Genomic DNA, 26,213 nt, shown 5'->3' with positions numbered 1-26,213 from the left:
GTGCTCAATCCTCGGCCAGCTTCAGCAGCTCGGCGCCTTCGGCGACCTGGTCGCCCACCGCGTAGAGCAGCTCGGCCACCACGCCGTCGCGCGGCGCGGCCAGCGTGTGCTCCATCTTCATCGCCTCCATCACCGCCAGCGCCTGGCCGGCCTTGACGGCGTCGCCAGGCTTGGCGTGCAGCGCGATGACCTTGCCGGGCATCGGCGCGGTCAGGCGGCCGCCTTCACCGGCGTGGTCGCCGGCGTGCGCGATCGGGTCGATGTCGAGCAGTTCCAGGCTGCCGCCGTCGGCAAACACCGTGGCGCGCTCGCCCTGGCGATAAACCGTCAGCGTGTGGCGCTGGCCGCCCAGCAGCACGTCGTAGCGGCTGCCGCCCAGTGGCTGGGCGCTGAAGGACCAGAACTCGCCCGCCACGCCCAGGCGCAGCGCGCCGTCGTGCAGGCGTTCGAGCGTGGCGCCGTGCGCCGTCTTGCCCACCAGCAGGTCGAAGCGGCGGCGCGCGCCACCATGCAGGCGCCAGCCGTTGCGGCGGCTCCAGGGGTCAGCGCCTTCGGCCGCGGTCTCAGCGGCCAGCGCTTGCGCGGCCACACCGGCGGCGGCCAGCGGCAGCGCCAGGCCGGGCTGGTTCAGCACCTGGGCACGCTCGCGCTCGATCAGCGCGGTGTCCAGATCGGCGGTGCTGAAGGCGGTGCTGTTCACCACCCGGCGCAGGAAGGCCACGTTGGTGGCCGGGCCGACGATGTGGGTGGCTTGCAGCGCGGCGTCCAGCCGGGCCAGGGCCTGCGCGCGGTCCTCGCCCCAGACGATCAGCTTGGCGATCATCGAGTCGTAGAAGGGGCTGATCGCATCGCCCTCGCGCACGCCCGCATCCACCCGCACAGCGGCGCTGGGGCCGGCATCCTGCGCGGCGTTGCGCTGGAAGGCCACATGGGCCGGCCAGCGCAGCACGGCCAGGCGGCCGGTGGCGGGCAGGAAGCCGGCGTCGGGGTTCTCGGCGCAGATGCGCGCCTCGATCGCGTGGCCGTGGAGGCGCAGGTCGTCCTGCCGGGCCGGCAGCGGCTGGCCGTCGGCCACGCGCAGCTGCCACTCGACCAGGTCGTGGCCGGTGATCGCCTCGGTCACCGGGTGCTCCACCTGCAGCCGGGTGTTCATCTCCATGAAGTAAAAGCGAAGGTCCCCATCGTCCAGTTCCTCGGCGATGAACTCCACCGTGCCGGCGCCCACATAGCCCACGGCCTGCGCGGCAGCCACCGCGGCCTGACCCATCTCGGCGCGGCGCGCGGCGCTCATGCCAGGCGCGGGGGCTTCCTCCAGCACCTTCTGGTGGCGGCGCTGCACCGAGCAGTCGCGCTCGAAGAGGTACACGCAGTTCCCTTGGGTGTCGGCGAACAGCTGGATCTCGATGTGGCGCGGGCGGGTGACATAGCGCTCGACCAGCACATGGTCGTTGCCGAAGCTGGCTTTGGCCTCGCGCTGGCAGCTGGCCAGCGCAGCGGCAAAGTCCTCGGCCTGATCGACACGGCGCATGCCGCGACCGCCGCCGCCGGCGCTGGCCTTGATCAGCACCGGGTAGCCGATGCGATCGGCCTCGCGCGCCAGCAGCGCGGGGTCGTTGTCCTGGCCGTGGTAGCCGGGCACCAGCGGCACGCCGGCCTGCTCCATCAGCGCCTTGGCCGCCGCCTTGGAGCCCATCGCCGCGATCGCCTCGGGCGGCGGGCCGATGAAGACCAGACCGGCGGCAGCGCAGGCGCGCGCGAAGTCTTCGTTCTCGCTCAGGAAGCCGTAGCCGGGATGCACCGCTTGCGCGCCGGTGGCCTGGGCGGCATCCAGGATGCGCTGCCACTGCAGGTAGCTGTCCTTGGCGGCGTTGCCGCCGATGTGCACCGCCTCGTCGCAGGCGCGCACATGGGCGGCGTCGGCGTCGGCATCGGAGTAGACGGCCACGGTGCGCACGCCCAGGCGGCGTGCGGTCTTCGCCACCCGGCAGGCGATCTCCCCGCGGTTCGCAATCAGGATCTTCTTGAACATCGTCGTCTCCCATCAGGCCTGCGCTGCGGCAGGGCTCAGCATCTGGCGCACACGGCCGAAGGCGCGGCGCGCAAAGCGCATCAGCATCACGGTCATCACGGCCATCACCATCACCACCAGCGTCAGCAACATCAGGAACCAGCCCGGATGGCTCCAGGCCATCCACAGCATGGCCGGCACCGCGGCATCGCCCAGCAGCGACAGGGCGATGTTGGAAAAGGGCTCGGGCGAGGTGTTGACCGCCGCGCGCGTGGTGGCCTTGGCCACATGGGCGGTGGCGGCCAGCGTGCCGCCCAGCAGCGCGGCGATCAGTTGCCACTGGCCAGCATCGGCGCCCATCACGCCAGCGGCCAGCGCGGCCCCGGCGGGGATGCGGATCACGGTGTGCACCGCGTCCCAGGCCGAGTCGATCCAGGGGATCTTGTCGGCCAGAAACTCCACCACCAGCAACACGCCAGCCACGCCCAGCACCAGCGGCTGCTGCAGCAGCTGCAGCCCTTCCGGCAGCGGCACCCAGCCCAGACGGCCGGCCAGGCCGGTGAGGAACACCACCGCGTACAGGCGCAGGCCGCTGGCCCAGCCCAGCGCGGCGGCCAGCGCCACCAGGTGGCTGGTGTCCCAGGTGGCCGTGGCCTGACCGACGCCGGCGGCGACCGCGGAGGCGGCGGCAGTGACAGGACTCAGATCCATGCGGGGGCCCGGCGTTGCAGGAACGAGGACACGCCCTCCTTGCCCTCGGGGCTGGAGCGGATGTCGGCGATGCGGCGCGCGGTGTCTTCACGCAGCGAGTCGGTGATCGGCTGGCCGCTCAGGTCCTGCACCAGGCGCTTGCAGGCCTTGACCGCGGCCGGGCCGTTGGCGGTGATGGCCGTCACCAGCGCGGCCACGCGTTCGTCGAGTTGCTCGGCAGCGCACAAGGCCTGCACGAAGCCCAGCCGGTGCGCCTCGGCGGCGCTGAAGCGCTCGGCCGTGGTGAAGTAGCGCCGCGCCGCCTGCTCGCCCAGCGCCCGCACCACATAGGGACCGATGGTGGCGGGCAGCAGGCCCAGCTTGGCCTCGCTGAGGCAGAAGCCCACGTTGTCGGACGCCACCAGCACATCGCACACCGCGGCCAGGCCCACGCCGCCGGCATAGCAGTCGCCCTGGATGCGGCCGATCACCGGCACCGGGCAGCTGTAAACCGTCCACAGCATGTCGGCCAGGGCCTGGGCATCGGCCTTGTTCTGCTCCCAGCTGTAGTCGGCCATGGCGCGCATCCAGCTCAGGTCGGCACCGGCGCAGAAGGCCTTGCCGTGGCCGCCCAGCACCACCACGCGCAGCGCAGCGTCCTGGGCGAAGCCGGCGAAGGCGGCGGTCAGCTCGGCGATCACCCCATCGTTGAAGGCGTTGCGCACCTCGGGGCGGTTGAGCCAGACCTCGGCCACGTGGGGCGAGGGACGACGGATCTCCAGCGTATTCATGGGCACGTGCTCAGCAGTGAATGTCAAGGGATTGGCGCGGATCCGGCTCCGCCGGTCCGCTGCCAAAGCCCCCTCGGGGGGCAGCGACCGGCAGGGAGCGTGGGGGCTTCGTTCACATTCTGAACACGCCGAACTTGGCGTCGGGGATGGGCGCGTTGAGCGCCGCCGACAGCCCCAGCGCCAGCACGCGGCGGGTGTCCTGCGGGTCAATCACGCCGTCGTCCCACAGCCGGGCGCTGGCATAGTAGGGGTGGCCCTGGACCTCGTACTGCTGGCGGATCGGCGCCTTGAAGGCCTCTTCCTCGTCGGCGCTCCAGGCGCCGCCCTTGGCCTCAATGCCATCGCGGCGCACCGTGGCCAGCACGCTGGCGGCCTGTTCGCCGCCCATCACGCTGATGCGCGCGTTGGGCCACATCCACAGGAAGCGCGGGCTGTAGGCGCGGCCGCACATGCCGTAATTGCCGGCACCGAAGCTGCCGCCAATGATGACGGTGAACTTGGGCACGTTGGCGCAGGCCACGGCGGTCACCATCTTGGCGCCGGCACGGGCAATGCCTTCGTTCTCGACCTTGCGGCCGACCATGAAGCCGGTGATGTTCTGCAGGAAGACCAGCGGCACCTTGCGCTGGCAGCACAGCTCGATGAAGTGCGCGCCCTTTTGCGCGCTCTCGGTGAACAGGATGCCGTTGTTGGCGACGATGCCCACCGGCATGCCCTCGATGTGGGCGAAGCCGCAGACCAGGGTGCTGCCGTAGCGGGCCTTGAACTCGTCGAAGTCGGAGCCGTCGACGATGCGGGCGATGATCTCGCGCACATCGAAGGGCTTGCGGGTGTCGGTGGGGATCACCGCCAGCAGTTCCTCGGACGGGTACTTCGGCGGCTGCGCCGGCTGCAGCTTGACCGGCACATCCTTGCGCCAGTTCAGCGTGCCCACCACCTGGCGGGCCAGGGCCAGCGCGTGCAGGTCGTTCTCGGCCAGGTGGTCGGCCACGCCCGAGAGGCGCGTGTGCACGTCGCCGCCGCCCAGGTCCTCGGCGCTGACCACCTCGCCGGTGGCGGCCTTCACCAGCGGCGGGCCGCCCAGGAAGATGGTGCCCTGGTTCTTGACGATGATGGTCTCGTCGCTCATGGCCGGCACATAGGCGCCGCCGGCGGTGCACGAGCCCATGACCACCGCGATCTGCGGAATGCCCTGGGCGCTCATCGTGGCCTGGTTGTAGAAGATGCGGCCGAAGTGGTCGCGGTCGGGGAAGACCTCGTCCTGGTTGGGCAGGTTGGCGCCGCCCGAATCCACCAGGTAGAGGCAGGGCAAGCGGTTCTGCTGGGCGATCTCCTGCGCGCGCAGGTGCTTCTTGACCGTCAGCGGGTAGTAGGTGCCGCCCTTGACCGTGGCGTCGTTGCAGACGATCACGCACTCCACGCCACCCACCCGGCCGATGCCGGCGATCATGCCGGCGCAGGGCGCCGCATCGCTGCCGTCCTTCTCGGGGTACATGCCCAGCGCGGCCAGCGGCGCGATCTCGAGGAAAGGCGTGTCGGGGTCGAGCAGCATCTCCACCCGCTCGCGCGGCAGCAGCTTGCCGCGGCCCAGGTGCTTGGCGCGGGCGGCCTCGCCGCCGCCCTCGGCGATCCTGGCGAGCTTGGCGTTGAGGTCCTCGACCAGCGCGCGCATCGCGGCGGCGTTGGCCTGCGCGTCGGCGCTGCGGGCGTTGAGCTTGGTCTGGATGATGGCCATGGTGCCGCTGCCTCAGCAGGTTTCGGAAAACAGCTCGCGGCCGATCAGCATGCGGCGGATCTCACTGGTGCCGGCGCCGATCTCGTAGAGCTTGGCGTCGCGCCACAGGCGGCCGGTGGGGTACTCGTTGGTGTAACCCACGCCGCCCAGCGCCTGGATCGCCTCGCCGGCCATCCAGGTGGCCTTCTCGGCGGTGTAGAGGATCACCCCGGCGGCGTCCTTGCGCAGCGTGCGGCTGTGATCGCCGCGGTCAGCCGCCTGGGCCACCGCGTAGCCGTAGGCGCGGCAGGCCTGGAAGGTGGAGTACATGTCGGCCAGCTTGCCTTGCATCAGCTGGAACTCGCCGATGCTCTGGCCGAACTGCTTGCGCTCGTGCACGAAGGGCACCACCACATCCAGGCAGGCGGCCATGATGCCCATCGGGCCGCCCGACAGCACGATGCGCTCGTAGTCCAGGCCGCTCATCAGCACCTTGGTACCGTTGCCCTCGCCGCCCAGCACGTTCTCGTCGGGCACCTCGCAGTTGTCGAAGAACAGCGGGTAGGTGTTGGAGCCGCGCATGCCCAGCTTGTCCAGGTGCTCGCCCTTGCTGAAGCCCTTGAAGCCCTTCTCGATGATGAAGGCGGTCATGCCGCGCGCGCCCATGTTGGGCTCGGTCTTGGCGTAGACCACCAGGGTGTCGGCGTCGCCGCCGTTGGTGATCCACATCTTGCTGCCGTTCAGGCGGTAGCCGCCGTCGATGCGGTCGGCGCGCAGCTTCATGCTGACCACATCAGAGCCCGCATTGGGCTCGCTCATCGCCAGCGCGCCCACATGCTCGCCGCTGATCAACTTGGGCAGGTACTTGTGCTTCTGCGCCTCGGTGCCGTTGCGCTTGATCTGGTTGACGCACAGGTTGGAGTGGGCGCCGTAGCTCAGGCCCACCGAGGCGCTGGCGCGCGAGATCTCTTCCATGGCCACCATGTGGGCCACATAGCCCATGCCCATGCCGCCGTACGCCTCGGGCACGGTCAGGCCATGCACGCCCAGCTCGCCCAGCTTGCGCCACAGGTCGGCCGGAAAGAGGTTGTCCTTGTCGATCTGCGCGGCGCGCGGCGCGATCTGCTCCTGGGCGAACACGCGGACCGCCTCGCGCAGCGCGGCGATGTCCTCGCCCAGGGGGAATTGGAAGGTGGATTCGAACATCGCTGTCTCCGCGGTGGAGGCTCTGGCTTGAGCCTTACTCAATACAAACCCTGAGCCGCCGTGGGCAACCCCGCCCAGCAGCAGCAAACCGGCGAAATCTACCAGCCGGCGACTTGCCTCGCAAGAAGTTTTTGAGTCATACTCAATTTCATGAACACCGCCGCCGCTCCCGCCCGCCGCGCCGCCGCCAGCGCCAAGAGCGAACAGCGCATCCGCGACATCCTGCGCGTGGGCCGCGAGGTCTTCGCCGAGAAGGGCTATGAGCGGGCCACCACGATCGAGATCGCCCAGCGCCTGGGCATCTCCGAGGCCACGGTGTTCACCTACTTCAGCGGCAAGCGCGAGCTGTGCGTGCGCGTGCTGGGCGACTGGTACGACGAAATCATCGCCGCCATGCAGGCCAACCTGCCGCGCGAACGCAGCGTGCGCGAGCAGCTGATGGTCTTTGTCGAGACCCACCTGCGCCTGTTCCTGATCCACGGCACCGGCCTGTGCGCGCTGGTGCTGAGCGAGGGCCGCAGCCGCGGCCAGGCGCTGGGCGAGAGCTTCCTGCCGCTGCAGCGCCGCTACACCGCGCCGCTGATGGACCTGCTGGCGCGCGGCCAGGCCAGCGGCGAGGTCCGCGCCGACGTGCCGCTGCGCCTGCTGCGCCCGATGGTGCTGGGCCCGATGGAGCACATCCTGTGGGAGGTGGTGGGCCAGCCCGACAAGCCGCTGGATCTGGCCGCCACCGCGCGCGCCGTGGGCGAGATGGCCTGGAGCGCGATCGCCGCGCCCGAGGCCGAGCTGGCGGCGCTGCGGGCGCTGCGCAGCGAGCTGCGCGAGGCGCTGGCCCGCAGCGGTGCTTGAGGCATCCTCAGGGCACCAGCGCCAGGAACAGGAAGGCCGCGAAGATCACCAGGTGCACCGCGCCCAGCATCAGGTGGCTGCGGCCCGAGGCCAGTGTGACCGCCGAGACCAGGAAGGTCAGCACCAGCAGCGCCAGGTCCTTGGGGCTCAGGCCCAGGGTCAGCGGCAGGCCCAGCCACAAGGAGGCCACCGCCACCACCGGAATCGTCAGGCCGATGCTGGCCAGCGCCGAGCCAAACGCCAGGTTCATACTGGTCTGCAGGCGGTTGGCCAGGGCAGCGCGCAGCGCCGCCACCGTCTCGGGCAGCAGCACCAGCATCGCGATGACGATGCCGATCACCGCCCGCGGCGCACCGGCGGCACGCACCGCTGACTCGATCGCCGGCGAGAGCTGCTTGGCCAGTCCCACCACGCCCACCAGCGCCACCAGCAGCAGCGCGACGCTGGTCCAGGCCGCCCGCGCAGACGGCGGCTCGGCATGCACGTGCGGATCATCGCGCACCTCGCCCGGCGGCAGGAAGTAGTCGCGGTGGCTGATCGTCTGCACGAAGACCCAGACCAGCCACAGCACCAGCGACGCCACCGCCGCGAAGCCCAGCTGCGAGGCGGTGTAGGTCGGGCCGGCCGAGCTGGTGGTGAAGGTGGGCAGCACCAAGGTCAGCGTGCACAGAGCGATCAATGCCGCCAGGCCGGCATTGGCGCCCTCGATGCGGAACTGCTGCTCGTGGTGGCGCCAGCCGCCGGCCAGCAGGCACATGCCGACCACGCCGTTGCAGATGATCATCACCGCCGAGAAGATGGTGTCGCGCGGCAGCTCGGCCTCGGCACCGCCGCCGGCCAGCATCATGGTGACGATCAGCGCCGCCTCGATCACCGTCACCGCCAGCGCCAGCACCAGCGTGCCCAGCGGCTCGCCCACGCGGTGGGCCACCACCTCGGCGTGGTGCACGGCGGCCAGCACCGCGCCCATCAGCGCCGCGGTGGGCAGCAGCAGCATCGCGCCGCCCTGCCAGGCAGGTGGCAATGCCAGGAGGGCCACGGCCAGCGGCGGCAGGGCGTGGGTCCACAGGTTCATCGAGGCGCACTCCGGTTCGGGGGATGGTCCATGGTAGTGTGCTGGCGCGAACATGACGGCACCGATGGACAAGACCCTCAGCACGCTGCTCGACAGCCCCACCAGCTTTGATGCCTCGGCCTACCAGGCGCGGCTGGGCCTCGACGCGCCGCAGGACTGCTCGCTGGGCACGCTGGCCCAGCTGCTGCTGGCCCATATGCGCAGCATCCCCTTCGAGAACCTGGACGTGCTGCTGGGCCGCCCGCCACGGCTGGACCTGCCCTCGCTGCAGGACAAGCTGGTGACCCGCCGCCGCGGTGGCTACTGCTTCGAGCACAGCGCGCTGCTGGGCGCGGCGCTGCGCTACTACGGCTTTGCGGTGCGCGACCACCTGGCCCGCGTGATTGTTGAGCGCCCGCGTGAGCAGGCCGGTCGCACCCACCATTTCCTGGTGGTGACACTGACCAGCGGACCGGTGATCGTGGACGCCGGCTTCGGCGGCCTGGCACCTCAGGTGCCGGTGCCGCTGGTCGACGGCGCGCGGGTGCGCGCCGGGGGTGTGACCCACCACCTGCGGCGCGACGGCGGCTGGTGGACCCTGACGGCCCAGGCACCGGACCTGAGTGGCGAGCGGCCGATGTGGACCACGGCGCTGGAGGACTGCTGCCCACCCGACTTCGACATGGGCAACCACTTCACCGCCACCCACCCCAGTTCGCCGTTCCGGCGGCGGCTGTCGTTGCGTGCGCTGATCGACGGCGGCCGGGTGTCGGTGTTGAACCGCGAGGTCACGCTGCGCCAGGGCCGGGTGGTCCAGCGCTGGTCGCTGCGCCACCGCGCCGCGTTGCACGCGCTGCTGCGGCGGCAGTTCGGCATCGAGCTGCCCGAGGTGCAGCAGTTGGTGGTGCCTGACATCCCTGGTTGGGAGTGAGTTGCGTTCGCAGATTGATGCGAATCAAGACGCCCGGTACGACGTACTGGTGCAATCGAGGCCCTTTCAGCGCTCGCTGCACCCATGCCCCACCAGGTCGACGATGCCTTGTCCAGCGCCCGCGCCGCATGGCGCGTGACGCTGGCCTACGTGCTGTTCGGGGTGGCCTGGATCCTGGCCTCGGACGCGCTGATCCAGGCCTTGTCCGGCGACCGCGATTGGCTGGACGCCGCCCAGCAACTCAAGGGCCTGGCCTTCATCGTGCTGACCGGCACGGGCCTGTTCCTGTTCCAGCGTCACGAGTACCGGCGCATGCGCTCGGCGCTGGCGCTGCAGCAGCGCCAGTTCCGCCAATTGCATGAGAGCCTGGGCGAAGTGCTGTGGATCGGCAGCGCCGACGGCCAGCATTTGCACTACGTGAGCTCGGCCTTCGAGCAGGTTTACGGGCGGCCGGTGGGCGACATCCTGCACCGCCCGGCGCTGTGGCGCGAATCGGTCCACCCCGAGGACCTGGACGCGGCCCGGGCGCTGGACCCGCGCCGGGCGGATGGCCACCTGGTCAGCTGCGAGTACCGCATCGTGCGGCCCGATGGCAGCGTGCGCTGGGTCGAGGACCGCAAGCGCATGATCCTGGACGCCAACGGCCGGCCGGTGCTGATGGGCGGCATTGCCGAGGACATCACCGCCCGGCGCGAGCGCGACGCCGCCCAGACCACGCTGCACGTCGACCTGCAGCGCCTGGTGGATGAGCGCACCGCCGAGCTGCAGGCCACCAACCTCGAGCTGGAGGCCTTCTCGCGCACGGCCGCCCATGACCTGAAGAGCCCGCTGTCGGGCATCGCCGGGCTGTCGCAGCTGCTGCGTGCCCAGCATGCCCAGGGCATGGACGCGGTGGGCCTGGGCTTTCTGGAGCAGATCGAACGCTCGGCGCGCGACATGTCGGAGCTGGTCAATGACCTGCTGGGGCTGTCGCGCGCCGGCAGCGTGGCGCTGGCCTGCGGCTGGAATGACCTGGCCCCGACCGCCACCCGCGTGCTGGACGACCTGCGCCGCATCGAGCCCTGGCGGCCCGTGGTCCTGCAGCTGCCCGACCAGATGTCGGCCTGGTGCGACGCCGGCCTGATGCGCTCGGTGCTGGCCAACCTGCTGGGCAATGCCTGGAAATACAGCGCTCGGCGCGAGCCCGCCCGCATCACCGTGGAATGGCAGGAGGACGCGCATGGCACGCGGCTGACGGTGATCGACAACGGCTCGGGCTTCGATGCCGGGCGCGTCGTGGACGGCGTGTTCCGCCCCTTCCAGCGCTTCCACACCCAGGCGCAGTTCCAGGGCTCGGGCCTGGGCCTGGTGACCTGCCAGCGCATCGCCCAGCGCCATGGCGGCCGGCTGGAGGTGCAGTCGGCCCCCGGCGAGGGCACGCGCGCCAGTCTGTGGCTGCCGCTGCCGGCGGCCTGATCAGGCCGGTGCGAGGTCGCGCAGCGCGTCGCTGATCAGCGCCTCCACGCGCTCGCGCTGGCCCAGCTCGCGCGCCAGCAGCAGCGCCAGCTTCACCAGCATCAGCTCGCTGTGGCCCTCGGCCTGGTCGATCGCCTCGGCCAGCCGGTCATAGACCTGTTCCAGGTCGGCGGTGCTCAGTTCGGACATGGGGTGGTCTCCGCGGGCGGGGTTCAACGGGCGGTCGCGCGGCACAGCGCGCGCTCCAGGCGGCGGGCGTCCAGCGACAGCCAGCGCGCGCAGACATGCTGGTCCGGGCGCAGCAGGTAGCAGCTGCCGGACTGGCGCACGCCGTAGCGGCCATGCACGCGGCCGTCGCGGTCGTCGATCAGCACATCGGCGCCGTCAGCGGCAGCACCGCCGCTGCGCACCGCGACGATCTGCAGCGGCACGCCGCGCTCCCGCCAGCGGCGGGCTTCGGCCTGCAGCGCCTGGGGCACCGCGCCGTCACGGTGGAAGTGCATCAGCCAGAAGGCGGCGCCAAAGTGGTCCATCAGGTGCTGGTCGGGGCCCAGGCGGACATTGGGCATCGGCGCGCCGTCGCGCGGGCCGGCGCCGAACAGCGCGTCATCGTCGTCGTGGCTGTTGAGTGGTGAATCGGCGTAGTCGTGCGGCCGCGAGGTGCGCCAGTGGAACAGCGGACCGACGAAGGGCTGGCTCAGCGACAGGCTCAGCACCGCGTCACGCAGCAGCCGAAAGCCCCGGCTGGGCGGCGTCATGAAGCGCGTGCTCTTGCTGGCCTCGTCGATGATCTCGCGGGCCGCCGCCACCCGCTCGTGGCTGTAGCTGTCGAGCAGCGCGGGGCCGCTGAGGCCCTTGAGCACGAAGGCCAGCTTCCAGCCCAGGTCGTGTGCGTCCTGCCAGCCGGTGTTGGCGCCGCGCACGCCGAAGATCGGCAGCATGTGGGCAGCGTCGCCGCAGAACAGCAGGCGCTGGTGGCGGTAGTCGGGCAGGGTCATGGCGCGGGCTGAGTAGACCGAGCACCAGTCCATCTCCCAGGGGGCACCGGCGTGGCCGATCATCGCCAGCTGGGCGTCGATGCGGGCCTTCAGCGACTCGGGCGCCAGGGCCTGCTCGGGCGTCTCGCCGGGCGGCAACTGGTAGTCGATGCGCCAGATGCCGTGCGGCTCGCGGTGCATCAGCACGGTGTTGCCAGGGTTCCAGGGCGGGTCGAAGAAGGCCAGGCGTTCGGTGGGCAGTGGCAGATCGACGCGGATGTCGGCGATGACGAAGCGGCCCTCGTACGAGGCGCCCTCCATGCGCAGGCCGCACATCTGGCGCAGCTCAGAGCGCGCGCCGTCACAGGCCACCACCCACTCGGCGTCCTGCTCATACAGGCCGCCCGGGGTGTCCACCTCCAGGCGCACCCCGACACCATCATCATTGCGCAGGATCCGGGTGACCTTCTGGCCCCAGCGCAGCTCGATCAGCGGCTGCGCGGCGATCTGGTCCAGCAGCGCTTCCTCCAGGTACTGCTGCTGCAGGTTGATCATCGGATGGAAGCGGTCGTTGTCGTCATGCGGCGCCTCCATGCGAAAGACCCGCTGGCCGCGGAAGAAGGAGTTGCCGCTGCGCCAGGGCAGGCCGGCCGCGGTGATCGCGCGGTCAGCGCCCACCTGCTGCAGGATCTCCATCGAGCGGCGGGTGAAGACGATCGCCCGGCTGCCCTCGGACACCTGCTGCTGCGCCTCCAGCAGCAGCACCGGCAGGCCGTGGCGCGCCAGGTCCAGCGCCAGCGCCATGCCGATCGGGCCGGCGCCCACCACCACCACGCGGGCCGGCGGGCTGCCCAGCGACGGCGGCGTCCAGGCCGGGTGGACGCGGTAGTCGTAGTAGATCGAGCGGCGCGGGGTGGTGTCGGGCTGGTGCATGGCGGCGGGAACGGCGACTTTCGTTGTGTGCGCAACTATTGTTGCCACCCACCCCCAGCCCCGGCAATGGGGTTTTCGATAGTTGAGTGCGCAACCATTGATCTATATGGTTGCACCCGCAACAGAAAGTGTGCTGACGAATACAGGCACACCCGCCCCATTGGCCTACCGACTGGAGACAACGATGACCATCCGCCTTGGCGCCCTCGCCTGTGCCGCCGCCACCCTGCTGCTGGGCGCCCTGCCCGCGCAGGCCCAGGTCACGACGATCAAGTTCTCGCACTTCCTGGCGCCGAACTCGAACTTCCACAAGAACGTGGCCGAGCCCTGGTGCGCAGCGATCGAGAAGGACTCGGGCGGCAAGCTCAAGTGCCAGCTCTACCCCGCGCTGCAGCTGGGCGGCACGCCGCCGCAGCTGGCCGACCAGGTGAAGAACGGCGTGGCCGACGTGGTCTGGACCTCGCCGAGCTACTCCACCGGCCGCTTCCCGCGCACCGAGGCGCTGGAGCTGCCCTTCTCGCTGCCGCCGGGCGGCCTGGCCGGCTCCAAGGCCATGTGGGAGTACTACCAGAAGCACGGCCAGGAGGACTTCAAGGACTTCAAGGTGCTGGCCATCTTCAGCGCCTCCAACGTGGTGATGAGCACCGCCAGCAAGCCCATCCTGACGGTCGACGGCTTCAAGGGCGTGAAGCTGCGCAGCCCCTCGCGCTTCTCCTCGCTGTTCCTGACCGCCCTGGGCGGCACGCCGGTGAACATGCCGATCGCCCAGGTGACCGAGTCGGTCAGCAAGGGCGTGATCGATGGCGCCATGGCGCCCTGGGAGGTGCTGCCCGCCACCAAGATCGACGAGGTCACCAAGTACCACATGGAAGGCCAGCCCAACCAGCCCGGCTTCACCCAGACCCCGATGGCCGTGCTGATGAACAAGGCCAAGTTCGAGAGCCTGCCGGCCGATCTGAAGGCGGTCATCGACAAGCACAGCGGCGCCGCGCTGGTGGAGCTGACCGGCAAGGTCTGGGACACCGGCAACGACGAGGCCCGCAAGAAGATGACCGCCCAGGGCAACAAGGTGCTGGTCATCAAGGACGCCGATTACGCCGCGATGAAGACGGCCGCTGCCTCGGTCGAGGCCGACTGGATCAAGCAGGCCACCGCCAAGGGCCTGGACGGCAAGAAGCTGGCGGCCGAGGTGCATGCCATCGGCGCCAAGTACATGAGCAAGTAAGCCGGCCTGACAACACGCACTGGCCCGCTCCGGCCCCTTGCCGCACGCCCGCACCGGGACGCCGCGAGGGGCTTTTTCTTCCCTGAAAGGTCTGACCATGAAGTCCGCCCACCTCCTCGCCGCGCTGCCGCTGGCGCTGGCCGCCGCTACCGCCGCTGCGCAGGTCACGACGATCAAGTTCTCGCACTTCCTGCCCTCGACCGGCAATTTCCAGCGCTTCATCGCCGAGCCCTGGTGCGCCAGCATCGAGAAGGACTCGGGCGGCAAGCTCAAGTGCCAGATCTACCCCTCGCTGCAGCTGGGCGGCACGCCCGCGCAGCTGATCGACCAGGTCAAGAACGGTGTGGCCGATGTCATCTGGACCTCGCCGTCCTTTGCCACCGGCCGCTTCCCGCGCACCGAAGCGCTGGAGCTGCCGTTCACGATGCCGCCGCAGGGCCTGGCCGGCTCCAAGGCGATGTGGGAGTACTACCTGAAGAACGGCCAGGAGGACTTCAAGGACTTCAAGGTGCTGGCCATCTTCAGCGCCTCCAACGTGGTGATCAGCACCGCCAGCAAGCCGGTGCTCACCGTGGAGGGCTTCAAGGGTCTGAAGCTGCGCAGCCCCTCGCGCTTCTCGTCGCTGTTCCTGCAGTCGCTGGGCGCCACGCCGGTGAACCTGCCGGTGGCGGCGATCACCGAATCGATCAGCAAGGGCGTGATCGACGGCGCGATGGCGCCGTGGGAGATCCTGCCCACCACCAAGGTCGACGAGGTCACCAAGTACCACATGGAGGGCTTCCAGAACCAGCCCGGCTTCACGCAGACGCCGATGGCCATTCTGATGAACAAGCAGAAGTACGAGTCGCTGCCGGCCGATCTGAAGGCGGCGATCGACAAGAACAGCGGCAAGGTGCTGTCGGAGCTGGCTGGCTCGGTCTGGGACCAGGGCAATGACGCCGCACGCAAGAAGATGACCGCCCAGGGCAACCGCGTCCTGGTCATCAAGCCCGAGGACTACGCGGCGATGCAGAAGGCCTCGGCCGGCGTCGAAGCCGAGTGGATCCAGCAGGCCGCCGCCAAGGGCCTGCCGGCCAAGCAGCTGGCCGCCGACGCGCGCGCCATCGGCGCCAAGTACCTGCCCAAGTGAGCTCCTGCCATGGCTGAACTGGTTCCCGACGACGCCCACGTCGACACGCCACCCAAGAGCGGCCTGCTCGGGCTGTTGAGCACGGTGGTGACCTGGTGGGCGATGGCCGGCGGCGCGGTGTTCTGCGCGCTGGTGGTGATGTCCATCGTGTCCATCGTCGGCCGCAAGCTGTTCGCCACGCCGATCCAGGGCGACATGGAAGTCCTGATGATGGGCGCCGCGATCGGCTCGGCGGCGTTTCTGCCGGTGTGCGAACTGCACGACCACCACATCAAGGTCGATGCGCTGACCACCTGGATGAGCGAGCGCGCCCGCGCTGCGCTGGACGTGCTGGGCCATGGCCTGCTGCTGCTGGCTTCGGTGGTGCTGACCTGGCGCACCGGCCTGTACGTCGAGGAAGCCAAGGAAAGCATGGAAGTCTCGCCGCTGCTGCTGATCCCGATCTGGTGGTGCGTGCTGCTGATCGTGCCCAGCTTCGTGCTGCTGGCGCTGACGGCGTTGCACCGCACGATGCACTCGCTGAACATCGCGCTGGGAGTCAAGGCATGAGCGGTATGCAGATCGGTCTGCTGATCTTCGCGGGGCTGATGGCCCTGCTGGCGATCCGCGTGCATGTGGGCGTGGGCATGCTGATCGGCGGCGCCGCGGGCTTCCTGGCGATGAACGCTGGCGACCCGAACGCGCTGCTGTTCACGATGAACCACCTGGCCTATGCGCGCTTCTCGAACTACGACCTGGCGGTGATTCCGCTGTTCATGCTGATGGGCCAGTTCGCCACGCATGGCGGGTTGAGCAAGGCGCTGTTCCGCTTCGCCGCAGCCTTCCTGGGCCACTGGAAGGGTGGCCTGGCGATGGCCGCCACCGGCGCCTGCGCGGGCTTTGGTGCGATCTGCGGCTCCTCGCTGGCCACCGCCGCCACGATGGCCCAGGTCGCCCTGCCCGAGCTGCGCCGCCATGGCTACTCGGGCCGGCTGTCCACCGGCACGCTGGCGGCGGCCGGCACGCTGGGCATCATGATCCCGCCGTCGGTGCCGCTGGTGATCTATGCGGTGCTGACGCAGGAGTCGATCGGCAAGCTCTTCGTCGCCGCGATGATCCCGGGCCTGATTGCGATGCTGGGCTACATGGTGGTGATCCGCATTCTGGTCACGCTGAACCCGAACGCCGGCCCGGCGGGCGACAAGGCGCCCTGGTCCGAACGCCTGGCGGCCACGGTGGCGGTGCTGCCGGTGATGTTCGTCTTCGTGGTGGTGATCGTCGGCATCTACGGCGGCTGGGCCAACCCCACCGAGGCGGCGTCGATCGGCGCCGCGGCCTGCGGTGGGCTGGCGATCATCAAGGGCGGCATGCGCTGGGCCGGCATCAAGGCCAGCCTGATCGGCACGGCCCATGCCACGGCGATGATCTTCCTGGTGCTGCTGGGCGCCGACCTGCTGAACTCCGGCCTGGCCATCACCCAGCTGCCCACCGAACTGGCCGAGTGGGTCAAGAACAGCGGCATGCCGCCGCTGCTGGTGCTGCTGGCCATCCTGGTGGTCTACGTGCTGCTGGGCTGCGTGATGGACTCGCTGGCGATGATCCTGCTGACCATCCCGATCTTCTACCCAATGATCATGGGCCTGGATTTCTACGGCATGTCGGCCAATGACAAGTCGGTGTGGTTCGGCATCCTGGCGCTGATGGTGGTGGAGATCGGCCTGGTGCATCCGCCTGTGGGCATGAACCTGTTCATCATCCAGAAGATGGCCAAGGACGTGCCCTACCTGGAGACCGCCAAGGGCGTGATGCCCTTCCTGGCCTCGGACTTCATCCGCATCGGCTTCCTGGTGGCCTTCCCGACCTTGTCGCTGTGGCTGGTCCACAGCATGGCAGGCTGATCGACGCATGGGCAGCAGCCGCTTCAACCGGACCGCCGGGAACCTGCCCACGCTGGACCGGTTCCTGACCTACCGCCTGCACATGCTGCACAAGCTGAGCGACCGCTCCAGCCATGAGCTCTACCTGAAGGAGAGCGGGCTGGGCCTGGGCGAGGCGCGCTGCCTGGCGGCCGTGGGGTCCTTCGATGCGCTGTCGGTCAACCGCCTGGCCTTCGAGGCCAACCTCGACAAGGGCCAGGCCAGCCGCGCGGCGCAGTCGCTGGTCGACCAGGGCCTGATCAGCAAGAACGCCAGCGAGAACGACGCCCGCAGCGTGGATCTCAAGCTCACCGAGGCCGGCCGCCAGCGCTGGACCCAGGTGATGGACCTGATCAACCGGCGCAACCACGAGATCTTCGGCTGCCTCACGCTGGAGGAGCGCCGCCAGCTGGGCGACTTCTTCGACCGCCTGATCGACCACGCCCGGGGCCTGAACCAGCCCGAGGCCTGAGCCCGCCATCGGCGACAATCCGCCGGTGATGTATGCCCTGTTCGATGATGCCGGCAAGTTCCTCGCCGGCCGCGTGATGTCCGAGGCCGACAGTTCGATGCAGATCGAGCTGGATTCGGGCAAGCGCGTCAAGGTGAAGACCGCCAACGTGCTGCTGCGCTTTGACAAGCCGCAGCCGGCCGAGTTGCTGTCGTCTGCGCAAGCCCAGGCCGTCGGCATTGACCTCGACCTGGCCTGGGAGTTCGCCCCCGAAGGCGAGTTCGGCTTTGCCGAGCTGGCGCGCGACTACTTCTCGGCCAGCGCCGGCCCCGAGCTGCAGGCGGCGATGCTGTTCAAGCTCTTCGAGGCGCCGCACTATTTCCGCCGCGCCGGCAAGGGCCAGTTCAGGAAGGCCCCTGAAGAAACGGTCAAGGCCGCGCTGCTGGCGATCGAGCGCAAGGCCCAGCAGGCCGCGCAGATCGAGGCCTGGGCCACCGAGCTGGCCGCCGGCGCCTGCCCGCCGCCGATCGCCGAGCAGCTCTACAAGATCCTGTTCCGTCCGGACAAGAACGCGCCCGAGTACAAGGCCGTGGTCGAGGCCGCGCGCCGCAGCCAGCGCGCCCCGCTTGACCTGCTGAAGAACGCCGGCGCGATCACCAGCCCCTACCAGTTCCACTGGCGCCGCTTCCTCTTCGAGCAGTTCCCCAAGGGCCACGGCTTCCCGGCGCTGGAGGCGCCGCAGATCCAGGACAAGCTGCCGCTGGCCGCGGTGCAGGCCTTCTCGATCGACGACTCGCAGACCACCGAGATCGACGACGCGCTGTCGGTCACCGGCCTGGGCAGCGGCAGCGTGGTGCTGGGCATCCACATCGCCGCGCCGGGCCTGGCGATCACGCCCGATTCGGCGGTTGACAAGGTGGCGCGCGAGCGCCTGTCCACCGTCTACATGCCGGGCTGGAAGATCACCATGCTGCCCGACGCCGTGGTGCAGGCCTACACCCTGGACGAGGGCCGCGACTGCCCGGCGGTGAGCCTGTATGTCACGCTGGACGAGGCCACGCTGGCCATCACCGCCACCGAGACCCGGCTGGAGCGCGTGCCGATCGCCGCCAACCTGCGCCACGACCAGTTGGACGAGGTCATCACCGAAGCCAGCCTGACCGGCGAGGCGCTGGCCGAGTACCCGTTCGCGCCCGAGCTGGCCTTCTGCTTCCGCCTGGCGCGGCACCTGAAGGCCGCGCGCGAGGTAGTGCGCGGCAAGCCCGAGCTGTTCAACCGGCCCGACTACAGCTTCAAGCTCGACGGCCCCGGCACCGAGCCCAGCGGCGACGAGACCGTGCGCATCACCGAGCGCCGCCGCGGCGCCCCGCTGGACCTGGTGGTCTCCGAGGCCATGATCCTGGCCAACAGCACCTGGGGCGGCTGGCTGGCCGAGCTGGGCGTGCCCGGCATCTACCGCAGCCAGGCCAGCCTGGCGCCCGGCGTGAAGGTGCGCATGGGCACCAAGCCGGCGCCGCATGCCGGCATGGGCGTGGCGCAGTACACCTGGGCCACCTCGCCGCTGCGCCGCTACACCGACCTGGTCAACCAGTGGCAGATCATTGCCTGCGCGCGCCATGGCCGCACCGCCGCGCTGGCCGCGCCCTTCAAGCCCAAGGACGCCACGCTGTTCTCGGTGATCTCGGCCTTTGACGGCGCCTACTCGGCCTACAACGGCTTCCAGCAGGCGATCGAGCGCTTCTGGACGATGCGCTGGCTGGCGCAGAACGGCGTGACCGAGTTGGACGCCGCGGTGATGAAGGACGGCCTGGTGCGTGCCGACACCCTGCCGCTGGTCTTCAAGGCCCTGGGCTGCGAACCGCTGCCGCGCGGCACCCGTGTGCGGGTGCGTGTGACCGGGCTGGACCTGCTGACGCTGGATGTGCATGCCAGCCTGCTGGCCCGGCTGGATGACACGGCCGCGGCCGACGCGGCCGATGACGGTGACGAGGACGACGCCCCTGCCGCCAGCCTGTCGCTGGCGATTGACGTGGCCGACGCCGAGCCGCCACCCGCCAGCGCCTGAGCACGATGCGGCGGATCGCCCTGCCTGCCTGGACCCGGCGTCTGAGCACGCTGCAGTGGGCGCTGCTGTGCTCGCTGGCGGTGCATGGCGCGCTGCTGACGGTGCGCTTCGTCGATCCCGAGGGCTTCAACCGGCTGTTTGAGGACACGCCGCTGGAGGTCATCCTGGTCAACGCGCGCTCCGATGAGCGGCCGCAAAAGGCGCAGGCCATCGCCCAGGCCAACCTGGCCGGCGGTGGCGACAACGAGGAGGGTCGCGCCACCACGCCGCTGCCGCCGTCGGCCTTCCAGCAGCCGGGCGATGACCTGGAGGAAGCGCGCCGCCAGGTCAATGCGATGCAGGACATCCAGCAGCAGTTGCTGGCGCAGATCCGCCGCGAGATCGCCCTGCTGCCGCCACCCGACCCCAGCAAGGCCGCCACCTCGCCCGAGGAGCAGCAGCGCGAGGAGCGCCGGCGCCAGATGCTGCGCATGCTGGCCGAGATCGAAAAGCGCATCAATGAAGAGAACGCGCGACCCAAGAAGCGCTACATCAGCCCGGCCACGCGCGAAGAGGTCTATGCGATCTACTACGACAACCTGCGCCGGCGCATCGAAGACCGCGGCACCCGCGATTTCCCCGAAATCGCCGGCAAGAAGCTCTACGGCGAGCTGACGATGAACATCACCATCGACGCCACCGGCCGGGTGATCGAGGCCGAGATCGTGCGGCCCGCCAAGTCGGCGGTGCTGAACCGGCGCGCGCTGGCCATCGTCCACGCCGCCGGGCCGTTCGGGGCCTTCAGCGATGCCATGCGGCGCCAGGCCGACCAGATCGTGGTCACCTCGCGCTTTCGCTTCACCCGCAGTGACGGGCTGGAGACCAGCCTCAGCAACAACGCCCCCTGACCTGTCTGCCGGCATGAGTTTCCCTGACCGCTACGCCGTCGTCGGCCATCCTGTCGAGCACAGCCGCTCGCCGGCGATCCACGCCGCCTTTGCCGCACAAACCGGCGACGAGATCATCTACGAGCGCCTGCTGGCGCCGCTGGACGGCTTTGCCGACACCGTGCGCCGCTTCGCCGCCGAGGGCGCGCGCGGCTGCAATGTCACCGTGCCCTTCAAGTTCGAGGCGCTGGCGCTGGCCACCCGCGCCACGCCGCGCGCCACGCTGGCCGGCGCGGCCAACACGCTGCGCTTTGATGCCGACGGCTGGCTGGCCGACAACACCGACGGCATCGGCCTGCTGCGCGACATCGAGCAGGGCGCCGGCCGGCCACTGGCCGGGCAGCGCGTGCTGCTGGTGGGCGCGGGCGGTGCCGGTGCCGGCGTGCTGGGTCCGCTGCTGGAGGCCCGGCCCGCCCAGGTGGTGCTGGCCAACCGCACGCTGCAGCGGGCCGAGGCACTGGTGAAGCGCCATGCGGCGCTGGCGCAGGCCCAGGGGGTGACGTTGTCGGCCAGCGGTCTCGAGGCCCCGGGCCAGGCCTTCGACCTGGTGATCAACGCCAGCGCCTCCAGCCTGGGCGGCGCGGCCGCGCCGGTGCCGGCCGCCACGCTGCGGCCGGGCGCACTGGCGGTGGACCTGATGTATGGCGCCGCCGCCCGTCCCTTCCTGGACTGGGCCCTGGCCCACGGCGCCGAGGGCCGCGACGGCCTGGGCATGCTGGTCGAGCAAGCGGCCGAGGCCTTTGCGCTGTGGCGCGGTTGCCGCCCTGACACCGCGCCGGTGCTGGCCGCGCTGCGCGCCAGCCTGGCGGGCGCGGCATGAAGCGTCTGGTGCTGCGCCTGCTGGCGCTGCTGCTGCTGTCGGCCCTGTCGCTGCAGCTGTTCTTCCTGGCGCGCATCGCGCTGATGGTGGTGGTCGACCCGCAGTCCACCGCCTTCCAGCGCTCGGAAGCCTGGCGCCTGCTGGTGGAAAAACACGAGCTGGCCTGGAGCCAGGCGTGGTCGGACCGGGTCTCGCCCCATCTGGGCCGGGCGGTGATCGCCAGCGAAGACGCCGGCTTTGCCGAGCACGGCGGCGTGGAATGGGACGCGATCGAGAAGGCCTGGGAGCGCAACCAGAAGTCCGAGGCGCGCGCCGAGAAGCTCAATGAGCAGGCCGAGAAACGCGCGGCCAACGGCAAGGTGGCCACGCCCCCACGCAAGGTCGAGGCCAAGGTGGTGGGCGGCTCCACCATCAGCCAGCAGCTGGCCAAGAACCTGTTCCTGTCGGGCGAGCGCACCGCGCCACGCAAGGCGCAGGAGTTCCTGATCACCTTCATGCTCGAAGCCCTGCTGGGCAAGCAGCGCATCCTGGAGATTTACCTCAACAGCGTCGAATGGGGCGAAGGGGTCTTCGGCGCGCAGGCGGCGGCGCGGCATTACTTTCGGGTGGATGCAGCGCAACTGGGCCCGGCCCAGGCGGCGCGGCTGGCGGTGATGCTGCCAGCGCCCAAGCGCTTCGAGAAGAACCCGGGGTCGGCCTACGTGGCCGGGCGCTCGGCCACCATCCAAGCCCGCATGGGCGCTGTGGAACTGCCCTGATCAGGCACACTGCCACCCCGTGAGCGCATTGACCGACGAGATCGCCCAGGCCGCCGCCCGGCTGGTGGTGGACGAGGGTATGGACTACCCCGGCGCCAAGCGCCGTGCCGCCGCCGACCTGGCGCGCCATGGCGTGGGCCGGGCCGAGCTGCCCAGCAACGAGTTGGTCGAGGACGCGGTGCGCGAACACCTGGCACTGTTCCACGCCGACACCCAGCCGCAGGAGCTGCGCGCACTGCGCCGCCACGCGCTGACCTGGCTGGAGCGCCTGGCCGAGTTCCGCCCGCACCTGGGCGGCGCGGTCTGGCGCGGCACGGCCACCCGGCTCTCGCCGATCGTCATCGACCTCTACGCCGACGACCCCAAGGCGCCTGAGATCAGCCTGCTCAACCGCGGCATCGACTACGACAGCGCTGGCGACGAGGACGCCCAGGTGCTGTCGCTGGCCGACCGCTGCCCTGGCCTGGCAGCGCCGGGTCCGCGGCCGGACGACTGGATCACGGTGCACCTGGTGGTGCACGACCACGACGGGCTGCGCGGTGCGCTCAAGCCCGACTGCCGAGGCCAGTCCTGGCGCGGTGATGTCCGCGCGCTGCGCGCCCGCCTGGCCCAGGAGCCTGACGCATGAACCGCCGCAGCGCACTGCTGACCGGGGGTGGCCTGGGCCTGGCCGCCGTGGCCGGCGCCGGCCTGTGGTGGCGACAGCGGCGCGACCCGGCCGACCTGGCGCTGGCCGAGTTTCTGCAAGGCCAGTGGCCGCGACCTGACGGCCAGCCCTTGTCGCTGGCGGCCTTTGCTGGCCAGCCGCTGCTGCTGAACTTCTGGGCCACCTGGTGCCCGCCTTGCGTGCGGGAATTGCCCGAACTGGACCGATTCGCCCAGGAGTGGTCGAATGCAGGCGGCCGGGTGCTGGGTGTGGCGATCGACCGCGACGCGTCGGTGCGCGAGTTTCTGGTCCGCACGCCGGTGAATTTCCCGATGGTGGTGCCCGGCTTTGCTGCCATGCCCTGGCTCAGCCGCCTGGGCAACGGCGGCGGCGCCCTGCCCTACACCCTGCTGGCCGGGGCCGACGGCCGCATCCGCCAGCGCCGGCTGGGCGCCACCTCGCTGGAGGAACTGCGCCGCTGGGTGGCCTGAGGACCGGCGCCAGGCCCGGGCGCGTGCCAGCCCAGCGAAAAGATGTCAAGGCGGCTTGACCTACGCGAAGTTGTCGCGAAAAGGTTTCGATCTTGACGCATTTCGTCGTAAAGTGCGCCCCTGACCTGATGAAGCCGCCCTCAGCCTGGGGGTCGGCAGGGCAGCAGCCTCCAAGCCAGAAGAGGCGGCGCCCGGTCGTTGGTTCCTGCGGATAGTCGCGCGATGCGCGACGTTGCCGGCAAATGGCCGCATATCCACAGGGAAGTTCCTGCCAGTCAGTCGACTGGCGCGGAGGCGCCTGCACCCAGGCGCCTCCACTGTCCAGACGAGGAGAAGCCATGGACCTGCGCAAGCTCAAGACCTTGATCGACTTGGTGTCGGAGTCGAACATTTCCGAACTCGAGATCACCGAGAACGAAGGCAAGGTGCGCATCGTCAAATCGGCCGGCGTGGCCATGGCCGCGCCGATGATGGCCATGCAGGCCGCCCCCGCCATGATGGCCGCCCCGGCACCCGCCATGGCCGCCGCCCCGGCCGCCGAAGCCACCGCGCCCGCCGCGGAGCCGACCGGCCACGTCGTCAAGTCGCCGATGGTGGGCACCTTCTACGCCTCGTCCACCCCCGGCGGCAAGCCCTTTGTCGACGTGGGCAGCGTGGTCAAGGAGGGCGAGGCCCTGTGCATCATCGAGGCGATGAAGATCATGAACGAGATCGAGGCCGACAAGTCCGGCACGATCACCAAGGTGCTGGTCGAGAACGGCCAGCCGGTCGAGTTCGGCCAGCCGCTGTACGTCATCGAGTGATCGGCGGTTTGCGATGTTCAAGAAGATTCTGATCGCGAACCGGGGAGACCAGGCCGCAGGCCTGGCGGCGCAGCCACATTGCCCCGCGGGCGCAGCCCGCAAGGGCGATTGAGCCGAGGCACCCATGTTCAAGAAAATTCTCATTGCCAACCGAGGCGAAATCGCCCTGCGGATTCAGCGAGCCTGTCGCGAGATGGGCATCAAGGCCGTGGTGGTCTATTCCGAGGCCGACCGCGACGCCAAGTACGTCAAGCTGGCCGACGAGGCGGTGTGCATCGGCCCGGCCCAATCCAGCCACAGCTACCTCAGCATGCCGGCCATCATCTCCACCGCCGAGGTGACCGACGCCGAGGCCATCCACCCCGGCTACGGCTTTCTCAGCGAGAACGCCGACTTTGCCGAGCGGGTGGAGCAGAGCGGCTTCACCTTCATCGGCCCGACGCCCGAGTCGATCCGCATCATGGGCGACAAGGTCTCGGCCAAGCAGGCCATGATCAAGTCGGGCGTGCCCTGCGTGCCGGGCTCGGAAGGCGCGCTGCCGGATGACCCGAAGGAGATCATCCGCCAGGCCCGTGCGATCGGCTACCCGGTGATCATCAAGGCCGCTGGCGGCGGCGGTGGCCGCGGCATGCGCGTGGTGCACACCGAGGCGGCCCTGATCAACGCGGTGCAGATGACCAAGGCCGAGGCCGGCGCCGCTTTCGGCAACCCGGCCGTCTACATGGAAAAGTTCCTCGAGAACCCGCGCCATGTGGAGATCCAGATCCTGGCCGACGAGCACCGCAACGCGGTGTGGCTGGGCGAGCGCGACTGCTCGATGCAGCGCCGCCACCAGAAGATCATCGAGGAGGCGCCGGCGCCGGGCATCCCGCGCCGCGTGATCGAGAAGATCGGCGACCGCTGCGCCGCCGCCTGCAAGAAGATCGGCTACCGCGGTGCGGGCACCTTCGAGTTCCTCTATGAGAACGGCGAGTTCTACTTCATCGAGATGAACACCCGGGTGCAGGTGGAGCACCCGGTGACCGAACTGGTCACGGGCATCGACATCGTGCAGATGCAGATCCGCATCGCCGCTGGCGAGAAGCTGCCCTTCTCGCAGCGCCAGATCGCGATGCGCGGCCACGCCATCGAGTGCCGCGTCAACGCCGAGGACCCCTGGAAGTTCGTGCCCTCGCCGGGCCGCATCAGCATGTGGCACCCCCCGGGCGGCCCGGGCGTGCGGGTGGACAGCCACGCCTACACCAACTACTTCGTGCCGCCCAACTACGACTCGATGATCGGCAAGATCATCGTCCATGGCGACACCCGTGAGCAGGCGCTGGCGCGCATGCGCACCGCGCTGGCCGAGACCGTGGTCGAGGGCATCCAGACCAACATCCCGCTGCACCGCGAGCTGATGGTCGACAAGGGCTTCTGCAGCGGCGGCACCAGCATCCACTACCTGGAAGGCTGGCTGGAACACCACCGCCGCTGAGGACCCGACGATGGCGCTGTTTGAGCTGGCGATGACCGCACCGCAGGCCCTGGTCGAGCCGGTGTCCGAGGCCTTGATGGACGAACTTGAGGCGCTGTCGGTCTCGGTCGAGGACGCCGACGCCGACACCGAGGCCGAGCACGCGCTGTTCGGCGAGCCCGGCATGCCGCCGCCCCGGGCGGGCTGGGACCGCTCGGTGATCAAGGCCCTGTTCGCCGATGAGTTGCTCGCCCAGCAAGCCCTGACGCTGCTGCTGGCCCAGGACTGGACCACCGGCCTGCATCCCCAGGGCCTGACCGAGATGGCCGAGCAGGACTGGGTGCGTCTGACGCAATCGCAGTTCGCGCCGGTGCCGGTCACCGAGCAATTCTGGATCGTGCCCACCTGGCACGAGGTGCCCGCGGGCGCCACCCGCGTGATGCGCCTGGACCCGGGCCTGGCCTTTGGCACCGGCACCCATCCGACCACCCGCATGTGCCTGCGTTGGATCGCGGCCCATGCCCAGCCGTGGCCGCGTGTGCTCGACTACGGCTGCGGCTCGGGCATCCTGGCCATCGGCGCGGCACTGCATGGCGCCCAGGTGATCGATGCGGTCGACATTGACCCCGCCGCGGTGGAGTCCAGCCGTGCCAATGCCGTGGCCAACGGCGTCGCGCTGAACGCTGGTCTGCCCGACGCCGCCCAGGGCGTCTACCCGCTGGTGCTGGCCAACATCCTGGCCACGCCGCTGAAGCTGCTGGCGCCGCTGTTGTGCGCGCACCTGGCGCCGGGCGGCCACCTGGTGCTGGCCGGCATCCTGGCGCGCCAGGCCGACGAGCTGCGCGCGGCCTATGCGCCATGGCTGGCGCTGGAGGTCAGCGACGAAGACGATGGCTGGATCCTGATGACCGGCCAGCGCGCCTGAGTCGGCCGCCGCGGCGGC

General features: G+C 70.0%; 25 protein-coding genes. 17 read left to right on the top strand and 8 right to left on the bottom strand.

Annotated features, from left to right (window positions below):
• Positions 1-4: 4 nt before the first annotated feature.
• The 5 genes from KAK06_RS02850 to KAK06_RS02830 form a co-directional block, all read right to left on the bottom strand.
• Positions 5-2,029, bottom strand: coding sequence for an acetyl/propionyl/methylcrotonyl-CoA carboxylase subunit alpha (locus tag KAK06_RS02850; protein WP_210800291.1), 2,025 nt, complete (start codon positions 2,027-2,029; stop codon positions 5-7).
• 12 nt (positions 2,030-2,041) lie between these two features.
• Positions 2,042-2,719, bottom strand: a complete 678-nt coding sequence (locus KAK06_RS02845) for a DUF4126 domain-containing protein (RefSeq protein ID WP_210800290.1) — start codon at positions 2,717-2,719, stop codon at positions 2,042-2,044.
• Positions 2,710-3,489, bottom strand: a complete 780-nt coding sequence (locus KAK06_RS02840) for an enoyl-CoA hydratase/isomerase family protein (protein ID WP_210800289.1) — start codon at positions 3,487-3,489, stop codon at positions 2,710-2,712. Before KAK06_RS02840 ends, KAK06_RS02845 begins: the two co-directional genes overlap by 10 nt.
• Before the next feature lie 112 nt (positions 3,490-3,601).
• The gene (locus tag KAK06_RS02835) at positions 3,602-5,224 is read right to left on the bottom strand and encodes a carboxyl transferase domain-containing protein (protein ID WP_210800288.1); all 1,623 of its coding nucleotides are present in this window, start codon (positions 5,222-5,224) and stop codon (positions 3,602-3,604) included.
• A 12-nt stretch (positions 5,225-5,236) separates the two neighbouring features.
• Positions 5,237-6,409, bottom strand: a complete 1,173-nt coding sequence (locus KAK06_RS02830) for an isovaleryl-CoA dehydrogenase (protein WP_210800287.1) — start codon at positions 6,407-6,409, stop codon at positions 5,237-5,239.
• 150 nt (positions 6,410-6,559) lie between these two features.
• On the opposite strand from KAK06_RS02830, the gene KAK06_RS02825 reads away from it, so the two are divergent.
• Positions 6,560-7,258 (top strand): TetR/AcrR family transcriptional regulator, encoded by a 699-nt coding sequence (locus tag KAK06_RS02825; RefSeq protein WP_210800286.1) that lies wholly within the window; start codon positions 6,560-6,562, stop codon positions 7,256-7,258.
• Between the two features lie 7 nt (positions 7,259-7,265).
• Here KAK06_RS02825 and KAK06_RS02820 read toward each other — a convergent pair whose 3' ends face one another.
• Positions 7,266-8,333, bottom strand: coding sequence for a calcium:cation antiporter (locus tag KAK06_RS02820; RefSeq protein WP_210800285.1), 1,068 nt, complete (start codon positions 8,331-8,333; stop codon positions 7,266-7,268).
• A gap of 64 nt (positions 8,334-8,397) precedes the next feature.
• Here KAK06_RS02820 and KAK06_RS02815 point away from each other — a divergent pair, with 64 nt between their 5' ends.
• Positions 8,398-9,243: an arylamine N-acetyltransferase family protein gene (locus KAK06_RS02815; protein ID WP_210800284.1), complete on the top strand. Its 846-nt coding sequence runs from the start codon at positions 8,398-8,400 to the stop codon at positions 9,241-9,243.
• Positions 9,244-9,327: 84 nt separating this feature from the next.
• Positions 9,328-10,698, top strand: a complete 1,371-nt coding sequence (locus tag KAK06_RS02810; RefSeq protein ID WP_210800283.1) for a sensor histidine kinase — start codon at positions 9,328-9,330, stop codon at positions 10,696-10,698.
• Here the strand turns inward: KAK06_RS02810 and KAK06_RS02805 are convergent, their stop codons facing one another.
• Positions 10,699-10,887, bottom strand: coding sequence for a DUF2783 domain-containing protein (locus KAK06_RS02805; RefSeq protein WP_210800282.1), 189 nt, complete (start codon positions 10,885-10,887; stop codon positions 10,699-10,701).
• A gap of 23 nt (positions 10,888-10,910) precedes the next feature.
• Complete coding sequence (locus KAK06_RS02800; protein WP_210800281.1) at positions 10,911-12,608, bottom strand: FAD-dependent oxidoreductase; 1,698 nt, start codon at positions 12,606-12,608, stop codon at positions 10,911-10,913.
• Positions 12,609-12,792: 184 nt separating this feature from the next.
• On the opposite strand from KAK06_RS02800, the gene KAK06_RS02795 reads away from it, so the two are divergent.
• From KAK06_RS02795 to prmA, 14 genes are all read left to right on the top strand, one after another.
• On the top strand, positions 12,793-13,833 hold the full coding sequence (locus KAK06_RS02795) for a TRAP transporter substrate-binding protein (protein ID WP_210800280.1): 1,041 nt from the start codon (positions 12,793-12,795) through the stop codon (positions 13,831-13,833).
• Positions 13,834-13,930: 97 nt separating this feature from the next.
• Entirely contained in the window at positions 13,931-14,962 is a 1,032-nt protein-coding gene (locus KAK06_RS02790; protein WP_210800279.1) for a TRAP transporter substrate-binding protein, read from the top strand.
• A 9-nt stretch (positions 14,963-14,971) separates the two neighbouring features.
• Entirely contained in the window at positions 14,972-15,511 is a 540-nt protein-coding gene (locus KAK06_RS02785; RefSeq protein WP_210800278.1) for a TRAP transporter small permease, read from the top strand.
• Positions 15,508-16,839, top strand: a complete 1,332-nt coding sequence (locus KAK06_RS02780) for a TRAP transporter large permease (protein WP_210800277.1) — start codon at positions 15,508-15,510, stop codon at positions 16,837-16,839. Before KAK06_RS02785 ends, KAK06_RS02780 begins: the two co-directional genes overlap by 4 nt.
• Positions 16,840-16,846: 7 nt before the next feature.
• Entirely contained in the window at positions 16,847-17,329 is a 483-nt protein-coding gene (locus KAK06_RS02775; protein WP_210800276.1) for a MarR family winged helix-turn-helix transcriptional regulator, read from the top strand.
• A 28-nt stretch (positions 17,330-17,357) separates the two neighbouring features.
• Entirely contained in the window at positions 17,358-19,373 is a 2,016-nt protein-coding gene (locus KAK06_RS02770; RefSeq protein WP_210800275.1) for a ribonuclease catalytic domain-containing protein, read from the top strand.
• 5 nt (positions 19,374-19,378) lie between these two features.
• Complete coding sequence (locus KAK06_RS02765; protein WP_210800274.1) at positions 19,379-20,260, top strand: energy transducer TonB; 882 nt, start codon at positions 19,379-19,381, stop codon at positions 20,258-20,260.
• A gap of 13 nt (positions 20,261-20,273) precedes the next feature.
• The gene (gene aroE, locus KAK06_RS02760) at positions 20,274-21,119 is read left to right on the top strand and encodes a shikimate dehydrogenase (RefSeq protein ID WP_210800273.1); all 846 of its coding nucleotides are present in this window, start codon (positions 20,274-20,276) and stop codon (positions 21,117-21,119) included.
• Positions 21,116-21,877, top strand: a complete 762-nt coding sequence (locus tag KAK06_RS02755) for a transglycosylase domain-containing protein (RefSeq protein ID WP_210800272.1) — start codon at positions 21,116-21,118, stop codon at positions 21,875-21,877. Before aroE ends, KAK06_RS02755 begins: the two co-directional genes overlap by 4 nt.
• Before the next feature lie 19 nt (positions 21,878-21,896).
• Positions 21,897-22,505, top strand: coding sequence for a hypothetical protein (locus tag KAK06_RS02750; protein WP_210800271.1), 609 nt, complete (start codon positions 21,897-21,899; stop codon positions 22,503-22,505).
• Positions 22,502-23,014 carry a TlpA family protein disulfide reductase gene (locus KAK06_RS02745; protein ID WP_210800270.1) on the top strand — a complete coding sequence of 171 codons (513 nt, stop codon included), beginning with the start codon at positions 22,502-22,504 and terminating at the stop codon, positions 23,012-23,014. Before KAK06_RS02750 ends, KAK06_RS02745 begins: the two co-directional genes overlap by 4 nt.
• A 338-nt stretch (positions 23,015-23,352) precedes the next feature.
• Positions 23,353-23,817: an acetyl-CoA carboxylase biotin carboxyl carrier protein gene (gene accB / locus KAK06_RS02740; RefSeq protein ID WP_210800269.1), complete on the top strand. Its 465-nt coding sequence runs from the start codon at positions 23,353-23,355 to the stop codon at positions 23,815-23,817.
• Positions 23,818-23,941: 124 nt separating this feature from the next.
• On the top strand, positions 23,942-25,291 hold the full coding sequence (gene accC / locus KAK06_RS02735; RefSeq protein WP_210800268.1) for an acetyl-CoA carboxylase biotin carboxylase subunit: 1,350 nt from the start codon (positions 23,942-23,944) through the stop codon (positions 25,289-25,291).
• Between the two features lie 16 nt (positions 25,292-25,307).
• Complete coding sequence (gene prmA, locus KAK06_RS02730; RefSeq protein ID WP_210800672.1) at positions 25,308-26,195, top strand: 50S ribosomal protein L11 methyltransferase; 888 nt, start codon at positions 25,308-25,310, stop codon at positions 26,193-26,195.
• Positions 26,196-26,213: the final 18 nt, after the last annotated feature.

The sequence above is a fragment of the Ideonella aquatica genome, from assembly GCF_018069755.1.
Classification (GTDB): domain Bacteria; phylum Pseudomonadota; class Gammaproteobacteria; order Burkholderiales; family Burkholderiaceae_C; genus Ideonella; species Ideonella aquatica.
This window is presented reverse-complemented; position numbering and strand designations above follow the sequence as displayed.